This is a genomic window from Photorhabdus sp. RM71S (assembly GCF_042879355.1).
GTDB lineage: Bacteria > Pseudomonadota > Gammaproteobacteria > Enterobacterales > Enterobacteriaceae > Photorhabdus > Photorhabdus kayaii.
In genome coordinates this window covers 1-476 of sequence record NZ_JBHFKV010000196.1, presented here as the reverse complement: position 1 = coordinate 476, position 476 = coordinate 1, and the positions used below count along the sequence as shown (strand labels likewise).

The 476-nt window shown below is 57.1% G+C and carries 1 protein-coding gene; it reads right to left on the bottom strand.

What is annotated here, in order from left to right:
* The coding region (locus ACGF5R_RS24480; RefSeq protein ID WP_387693244.1) for an Ig-like domain-containing protein at positions 1 to 476 on the bottom strand (476 nt) is incomplete at both ends.

The following is a 476-nucleotide window of genomic DNA, read 5'->3' as shown; positions in this document are numbered from 1 at the left end:
GCGTTACTCACCGAATTGCTTTGTTTCGTCAGTTTTAGCCCGGCCACCGCGGGGTCTGTCTGCCAGTCAATCTCGACCGGTTGATCCACCACCAGATTGCCATGCCCATCCTTCACCGTCGCCGTGAAGGTATAAGTATCGGTGCCGTTGTTGTAGCGCTTCTCGTCTTTATCCACATCCACCGCCACGCTGGCAACATAATAGCTGGTGCTCAGCTCCACAAAGCTGACTTTGCTCGCTGCCTTCACTGCCGTTTGCTGGCTGGCCGTTTTCGCCGACACCTGCACATCCGTCACCGCCGCCGTGCTGGTTAACGTCGCGGTGACCTGTCCCTGTGCGTTACTCACCGAATTGCTTTGTTTCGTCAGTTTTAGCCCGGCCACCGCGGGGTCTGTCTGCCAGTCAATCTCGACCGGTTGATCCACCACCAGATTGCCGTGCCCATCCTTCACCGTCGCCGTGAAGGTATAACTGTC